The organism is Kitasatospora sp. NPDC059812, from assembly GCF_042732075.1.
In the GTDB taxonomy this organism is placed as follows: domain Bacteria; phylum Actinomycetota; class Actinomycetes; order Streptomycetales; family Streptomycetaceae; genus Kitasatospora.
Map to the genome: position 1 here is coordinate 1 of NZ_JBHWIO010000101.1, position 6746 is coordinate 6746.

At 74.8% G+C, this 6746-nt stretch carries 8 protein-coding genes; 2 read left to right on the forward strand and 6 right to left on the reverse strand.

Going from position 1 to position 6746, the window contains the following annotated elements:
- The 4 genes from ACFV6D_RS33570 to rimP all read right to left on the reverse strand — a co-directional run.
- A partial coding sequence (locus tag ACFV6D_RS33570; RefSeq protein WP_380562566.1) for a translation initiation factor IF-2 N-terminal domain-containing protein occupies positions 1-333 on the reverse strand: 333 nt, incomplete at its 3' end.
- Positions 334-582: 249 nt separating this feature from the next.
- Positions 583-831: a YlxR family protein gene (locus tag ACFV6D_RS33575; protein ID WP_063347625.1), complete on the reverse strand. Its 249-nt coding sequence runs from the start codon at positions 829-831 to the stop codon at positions 583-585.
- A 145-nt stretch (positions 832-976) separates the two neighbouring features.
- Complete coding sequence (gene nusA / locus ACFV6D_RS33580; protein ID WP_063347626.1) at positions 977-1987, reverse strand: transcription termination factor NusA; 1011 nt, start codon at positions 1985-1987, stop codon at positions 977-979.
- A gap of 57 nt (positions 1988-2044) precedes the next feature.
- The gene (gene rimP, locus ACFV6D_RS33585) at positions 2045-2599 is read right to left on the reverse strand and encodes a ribosome maturation factor RimP (protein WP_063347627.1); all 555 of its coding nucleotides are present in this window, start codon (positions 2597-2599) and stop codon (positions 2045-2047) included.
- A gap of 845 nt (positions 2600-3444) precedes the next feature.
- On the opposite strand from rimP, the gene ACFV6D_RS33590 reads away from it, so the two are divergent.
- Positions 3445-3996, forward strand: a complete 552-nt coding sequence (locus ACFV6D_RS33590; protein ID WP_380562584.1) for a DUF4439 domain-containing protein — start codon at positions 3445-3447, stop codon at positions 3994-3996.
- A gap of 87 nt (positions 3997-4083) precedes the next feature.
- Entirely contained in the window at positions 4084-5007 is a 924-nt protein-coding gene (locus ACFV6D_RS33595) for an aminoglycoside phosphotransferase family protein (protein ID WP_380493207.1), read from the forward strand.
- Between the two features lie 20 nt (positions 5008-5027).
- Here the strand turns inward: ACFV6D_RS33595 and ACFV6D_RS33600 are convergent, their stop codons facing one another.
- Entirely contained in the window at positions 5028-5579 is a 552-nt protein-coding gene (locus ACFV6D_RS33600; protein ID WP_063347629.1) for a GNAT family N-acetyltransferase, read from the reverse strand.
- Positions 5580-5649: 70 nt separating this feature from the next.
- Positions 5650-6525, reverse strand: a complete 876-nt coding sequence (locus ACFV6D_RS33605; protein ID WP_350885688.1) for a GNAT family N-acetyltransferase — start codon at positions 6523-6525, stop codon at positions 5650-5652.
- Positions 6526-6746 lie beyond the last annotated feature (221 nt).

Consider the following 6746-nt stretch of genomic DNA (forward strand, 5'->3'; position numbering starts at 1 on the left):
CTCGGCCACAGGGGCCGCGGCCGGGGTGGGACGGGGACCAGGGGTCGCGCTGGGGCGCGGACCCGGGGTCGGAGCACCCGGCTTGGGTGCACCCGCGGCGGCGGAGCCACCCGCGGGCTGGGGCGCCGCGCTCTTGCGCGGGCCCGGCTTGGCAGCGGAACCACCACCGGTGGGGGCCACACCAAGCGCGTCAGTCAGCTTTCGTACGACCGGCGCCTCAATCGTCGAGGACGCCGAACGGACGAACTCACCGAGCTCGGTCAGCTTGGCCATGACGGCCTTGCTCTCCAAGCCAAGTTCCTTGGCGAGTTCGTAAACCCGGACCTTAGCCACTTCACTCCTGTCTATGAGTCCGGGGTGTCTCGTCCGCCGGACCGTCGCTACTTCATGGGCGTACCCATCGCGTACTCATCGCGTACTCATCGAGAGCTCATCGCAATCTCGACCTACTTCCACATCGCGAGGTACCTGACTGGTGGCACGGCACGCGGCTGCCCGCGAACCGTGCTTGTTGCGGTGGTTCTCCCGCCGCACTGAGCGGCGGCCGTAGCGGGTGTCGCCCCACCGGGCGGCCTGATGGACTCAGGGCGCCGGGGTGTCGACGGTCCGCTCCCCGATGAACTCGCGGAGCCGCTCCGTGTCGAGCGTCCCCTGGAGGCGGAAGGCCCGGGGAAACGCCCGACGGCGGACCGCGAGGTCGAGGCAGGCCGGATCGGGGTGCAGGTGAGCGCCCCGGCCCGGCAGTGCACCACGGGGATCAGGGACGCAGACGCCCTCGACCGCCGTGACACGCAACAGCTGGTGCTTGGCCGCTCGCTTGCGGCAGCCCACGCAGGTGCGTTCCGGGCGTGCTCGGACGTGCGTCCGGCCAGACGAAGGCAAGTCTACCCCTCCGAAGGGACATGGCGCCGCCCCACCGATCCCGGGCGGAACGACGGGGGGCTTTGGCAGGGCGAACGACCGGTCAGCGCCGCACTCAGCGGTCGGTGTCCCGACCGCCGTCCTCGGGCTGACCCTCGGTGTCCGGACGGATGTCGATCCGCCAGCCGGTGAGGCGGGCGGCGAGGCGGGCGTTCTGCCCCTCCTTGCCGATCGCCAGCGACAGCTGGTAGTCCGGCACGATCACCCGGGCGGAACGCTGGGCCAGGTCGACGATCTCCACGCTGGTCACCCGTGCGGGGGACAGCGCCGCGGCGACCATCTCCCGGGGGTCCTCCGACCAGTCGACGATGTCGATCTTCTCGCCGTGCAGCTCGCCCATCACCGCGCGCACCCGGCTGCCCATCGGGCCGATGCAGGCGCCCTTGGCGTTCAGCCCGGCCCGGCGCGACCAGACCGCGATCTTGGTGCGGTGGCCGGCCTCACGGGCGATCGCCGCGATCTCCACGCTGCCGTCCGCGATCTCCGGGACCTCCAGCGCGAACAGCTTCTTCACCAGGCTCGGGTGCGTCCGCGACAGCGTCACCGAGGCCCCGCGCACACCGCGGCGCACCGCCACGACGTAGCACTTCAGCCGGGTGCCGTGCCGGTAGTCCTCGCCCGGGACCTGCTCCTGCGGCGGCAGGATGGCCTCCAGCTTGCCGATGTCGACCAGCACGTTCTTCGGGTCGTTGCCCTGCTGGACGACACCGGTGACGATGTCGCCCTCCTTGCCCGCGTACTCACCGAAGGTCTGGTCGTCGGCGGCGTCGCGCAGACGCTGCATCATCACCTGGATGCCGATGCTGGACGCGATCCGGCCGAAGCCGTTCGGGGTGTCGTCGAACTCCTTGGGCTCGACGCCCTCGTCCAGCTCGGCCGGGTCCTCCGTCGCCCACACGGTGACGTGGCCGGACTTGCGGTCCAGGTGCACCCGGGCGCGGCGGCGCGAGCCCTCGGTGCGGTGGTACGCGGTGAGGAGGGCGGACTCGATGGACTCGACCAGCAGGTCGAAGGGGATGTTCTTCTCGTTGACCAGCGTGCGCAGGGCACTCATGTCGATGTCCACGGCTACGCCTCCTCGTCTTTTTTCGTCACGTTCGTCATGGTCCGGGCGGTGCGCAGGTCACAGCGCACCGTCGTCCCCCTCCTCGGAGGCGTCGTCGTCCGCGTAGTCCGCGGCCTCGTCGAGGAGCTTGTCGTCCTTGCGGTTGAACTCGACCTGCACGCGCGCCCGATCCACCTCGGCGTACGCCAGCCGGCGCTCCTTCGGACGGCCACGGCCCTTCACCGGCTGCACCTCGACCAGCGCGCCGTCCTCGTCCGCCTCCAGCACCCGGGCGACGATCTCCCCGCCGTCGACCAGGTGGATCTTGGCCAGTCGGCCCTCCGCGCGACGCCAGTGCCGGGGCAGGTCCAGCGAGCGCTCAGCGCCCGGCGAACCGACCTCCAGCAGGTAGGGCTCGTCGCCCAGCAGGTCCGACTCGTCCAGAGCCTCACCGACCACCCGGCTGAACTCGGCGATGGCGTCCATGTCCACGCCGCCGTCGGTGTCGACGTCGATCTGCACCTGGCGGCGGCTGCCGGCCTTGGTGACCTTGACGTCCTCCAGGTCCAGACCGGCCTGCACGGCCAGCGGCTCCAGCAACGCGCGCAGCCGGTCGGTGTGGGTGGTGCTCATCCGGGTGGACTCCTCGGCCGCGTCTGCTGTTGTCAGAAGGTCGCTCCGCGCCCTCCGGCGCCGGTCCGGCGCACACCGGGTCACGGCAGCTCGGCCCAAAGCCTAGCCGGTGAAGCCGCGAACCACCGATTCCGGACCACCCCCGACCGGGCGCACGCCACCCACTGCGAGCAAGCTCACACCCGCTCCCGGGGCGTCCCAAGATCCGAATCCCCGCCCGGAATCGTGGGGATTCTGTCATCATTCACGCCTACGAAGGGCAGGCGGGGAGGCCGCCCTCCCGAACACGCCCCGGAGTGACACCCATGCAGCCGCCCAGCCGACGCACGCTCCTGGCTCTCGGGCTGCTCGCCCTCACCACCCTCACCGCCTGCACCGGCTCCCACGGCGGCGACGACGCCATGCCCGGCAACCGCGGCCCGCTGCCGAACCCGGACGAACCGGTCATCCTGCGCTCCATCGCCGCCACCGACACCCTGCTGGCCGGCTACGACGCCCTGCTCGCAGGCCCGGGCGGCGCCCAGGCCGCCGTGCTGCAGCCGCTCCGGGCCGAGGTGGCCCAGCACCGCGCCGCCCTCGCCTACGGGCTGCCGGCCGCCTCGATCCCCCCGGCGCCCCCGGCCACGCCCTCGACCACACCCCCCACCGCGCCCTCCACCACGCCCTCGACCAGCCCGAGCGGAACGCCGGTCGGCACCCCCGCCGCGCTCGCCGCACTCGAACGGCAGACCGCCCAGGCCCGCCTCGCCGACCTGGCCGCAGCCCGGCCGCCGCTGGCCCGGCTGCTTGCCTCGGTCGCCGCCTCCGACGTGCTGCACGCCGTCGCCCTCGGCGACACCACCCCGCTGGTCGCCCCGCCCCCGGCCACCACCCCCACCGAGGCGCCGACAGCGCCCCCGAGCGACCAGCCCACCGGTTCCCCCTCCGCCGGCCCGTCGGCCGACCCCGCCGCCACCGCAGCGGTCACCGCCCTCCAGGGCGCCCTCGGCGCCGAACACGCCGCCGTCTACGGCTACGGCGTGGTCGGCGCCCGGCTCCCCGAGGACCAGCAGCGCACCGACGCCCGCACCGCCTACGCCGCCCACGAGGCCCGGCGGGACGCCTGGCAACGGCTGATCGGCTCCCTCGGCGCCACCCCGGCCGCCGCGGCCGCCGGCTACCAGCTCCCGTTCGCCGTCACCGACGCGGCCGGCGCCACCAAGCTCGCCGCCCACCTCGAAACCCGGCTCACCACCGTCTACGCCGACCTGGTCGCCGCCGTCCCCGGCCCCCAGCGGGGCGCCGCCGCCGACGCCCTGCGCGACTGCGCCCTGCGCGCCCACCGCTGGGGCGCGGCCGACCCCGCCTTCCCCGGCATCCCCGAGCCCCTCCCCACCCCCACGGCCACCACCCCCTAGGGCCCGCGGCGCTGACCTGCGGTTTCCCGTTCATGGCCGACAATGGACGGGTAACACCAACGGGGGAGCGTCAACCGGAAGGTCGGCATGTCGGGAGCAGCACCGCAGATCACCGTCCCCGCCTGGCTGGCGCGCGGCGTCGCGGCGAGCGAGGGCGAACCGGGCCGGCAGTGGCTGGCCGGGCTGCCCGCGCGGGTGGCCGCCCACCTGGCGCGCTGGGACCTCACCCTGGAGCGGGTGCTCGACCCCGGCGGCAGCCTGAGCCTGGTCGCCTACGTCCACCGCGACGACCTCTCCCCCGCCGTCCTCAAGACCGGCCTGCGGACCCCCGAGACCGCGCTGGAGCACGCGGCGCTCGCCCACTGGGCCGGGCGCGGAGCCGTCCTGCTGCTGGACGCGGACCCCGCCGAGGGCGTCCTGCTGCTGGAGCGGCTGCACGGGGACATCCCGCTGCGCTCGCTCGCCGAGGCGAAGGCGATGCTGGAGGCGACCAGCCTGCTGCACCGGCTCTGGAGCGCCCTGCCCGAGGACCACCCGTTCCCGACCCTCGCGGCCCGGACCGCCGACACCGCGGAACGGCTGCGCGGGCACCGCGCCCTGCCCGGCGCAGCCGAGGCCGAGCCCCTGATCGCCGAGGCCCTGGACACGGCCGACGGCCTGGCCGGCTCCGCCGCCGAGACCCTCCTGCTCCACGGGGACTTCCACCACGGCAACGTGCTCGCCGCCGACCGGGCGCCCTGGCTGGCGATCGACCCGCGCCCGCTGGCCGGCGAGCGGGCCTTCGACCTGGCCCGGCTGGCGCTGGACCGGGCGGACACCCTGGTCGGCTCCCCCGGCGTGGCCGCGGCCGTCCGCCGCCGGCTGCACCAGCTCGCGGACGCGCTGGAGGTGGACCGGGAACGGCTGCGCGGCTGGACGCTGTTCCGGGCCGTCGACCTCGCCCTGCGGGCCCTGGCGGCCGGCCGCCGGGAGGACGCCGAGCTCTACCTGGAGTTCGCCGGGGCGCTGTAGCGCGAGCCCCGGGGCACGCCCTACGCCTCACCCGGCCCGCGCAGCGGAAGCCGGGCCCCCATCACCGCGTACAGCCGGTCCGTGGCGGGAAAGCGCACCGCACGGGCGAGGTCCTGGTAGCCGAGCGCCCGGTAGAGCCGCCGGGCGGGGGTCTCCGCGTCGATCGCGGAGAGGATGCTGCGCTCCAGCCCGGAGCGCTCGCAGAGGGTGCGGATCAGCCGGGAGCCGACGCCCTGGCCCTGGTACTCGGGCAGCACGTGCAGCTCGGTGACGGCGAACACGTCGTCCAGCCAGGCGTCGTGGCCGCGCGCGTCCAGGTAGGGCTCGATCACCGTGCTCCACCAGTGGTCGCGCTGGTTGGGCATCCCGTAGCCGAAGCCGACCAGCCGACCGCCGCTCATCGCGCCGAGCGCGATCACCCCGGGCTGGTGGGCGTGCCGGCCGACGATGTGCAGCCGGACGGCGACCTCCTCGGCCGTCAGGCCGAACGCCACCGCCTGGACCTCCAGCGCCTGCGGCGCCCAGGCCGCAAGGTCGATGGCCTCGATCGTCACCCCGGTCAGCTGATCCATGCCTCGGACGTTACTACCCGTGGGCCGCCGGCGCGGGCGAAGATCGGAACCGAACTCCCGGGGGGCGGGCTCAGAACAGCACGCTCATGAACGCGCCGACCTCGCGGAAGCCGACCCGCCGGTAGGCGGCCCGGGCCCGCAGGTTGAAGTCGTTGACGTAGAGCGAGACCACCGGGGCGATCTCGCGCAGCGCGAGGTCGAGGACGGCGGCCATGCCGGTCTCGGAGAGGCCCCGGCCCCGGTACCCGGGGGCGACCCAGACGCCCTGGACCTGGCAGGCGCCCTCGGTGACGGCGCCGATCTCGGCCTTGAAGACGACCTCGCCGTCCTCGGTGAAACGCGCGAACGACCGCCCGGCGGACACGAGTTCGGCGACCCGGGCCTGGTAGAGCAGGCCGCCGTCACCGGCCAGCGGGGAGACCCCGACCTCCTCGGTGAACATCGCCACGCAGGCGGGCATCAGCGCGTCGATCTCCTCCCGCCGCACCCGCCGCACCAGCGGGTCCGGCGCGATCTCGGCGGAGGGCACGGCGGTGGCCAACAGCGGCTGGTGGGCGCGGACTTCGCGGGCCGGGCCCCAACTACGTTCCAGCAGCGCCCAGAAGGCGGCGGTGGCCCCGGCCGGGCCGACGATCGAGGAGCAGCGGCGGCCCTGCCGGCGGGCCCGCTCGGCGAAGGCCGCGACGGCCTCCGGCCCGGCGTCGACCAGGACGAGGTTGGCCCCGGCGTAGCAGAGCGCGGCGAGGGCGCCGTCCCCGTCGTACCAGCCCCACATCTCGCCGCCGAGCCGCCAGGGGTCCAGGCCGACGGCCTCGACCCGGGTGGCGACGAAGGAGTTGGCGACCGGGTCGCGGTGGAGGATCTCCAAGGCGTCCGCGAGGTCGGGGGGCTCCAGCACGCGGGTGGTGGCCAGGGCGCGGGCGGCCTGGAACGAGCCGGGGAGCATCACACCTCGATCGAGCATCGAGACAGCACCTCACTGAGACGAATCTGGCCGCACCCTACTCCGTGGCCCCACCCGACTACGGCCGCGGGCCACCCGACTACGGCCGCGGGGGGGGGGGGGGGGGCGGCGGGGCGCGCCGGCGGGGGGGGGGGGCGCGGCGGCCCCCGCCCCCGCCCCGGCCCGGCGGGGCGGCGGGGCCGGGCGCGGCGCGGCGGGCGCGC